The organism is Megasphaera massiliensis (genome assembly GCF_000455225.1).
GTDB classification, from domain to species: domain Bacteria; phylum Bacillota; class Negativicutes; order Veillonellales; family Megasphaeraceae; genus Megasphaera; species Megasphaera massiliensis.
In genome coordinates this window covers 1-559 of the sequence record NZ_HF954557.1, presented here as the reverse complement: position 1 = coordinate 559, position 559 = coordinate 1, and the positions used below count along the sequence as shown (strand labels likewise).

General features: G+C 49.7%; 1 protein-coding gene. It reads left to right on the top strand.

Annotation, left to right across the window (positions count from 1 at the left end; genetic code table 11):
- The coding region (locus TX77_RS10800; RefSeq protein ID WP_044505101.1) for a hypothetical protein at positions 1 to 559 on the top strand (559 nt) is incomplete at both ends.

The window sequence follows — 559 nt, the reverse complement described above, 5'->3', positions numbered from 1 at the left end:
GCCCTTATCTTGGTCAGACGTATGTCGCTTATACTCGTTATTTCAATAATTTTACCGGTTCAGAAACGTTGTTCCAACGATCACTCGATTCAGGGGTTAACTTGGTCAACACCGATTTTATTACCAATCAGGTGCAGGGTGTAACGAGCTTCGGATCAACAATCGCCATTGGTCCGCAAGGCGACATCTATGTAGGATGGATGCAATATGGGCCAGGTACACCGCAATTCCTGATGCGAAGATCACTTGACGGAGGAGCCACCTTTGAAGCGATAACATCAATCAGCACCGTTTCGCTCGTACCTACACCGCTGCCGGTTCCAACCTTTGCCTTTCGCGTATTAACGATCGCTTATTTGGCAGTGGACATCTCGCCGTTTAACGGCCAAGGCATCGTTTATGCCGTGTGGCAGGACAATCGGACCGGCAGTGCACATATTTTTCGTTCACGATCAACGAACAGAGGCGTATCCTGGTCCGTTTTGCAGCAAGTGGATGATAGTCCAGCCGGCACGCAAAACTTTCTTCCGAACCTGACCGTATCGCGTGACAATGGCGG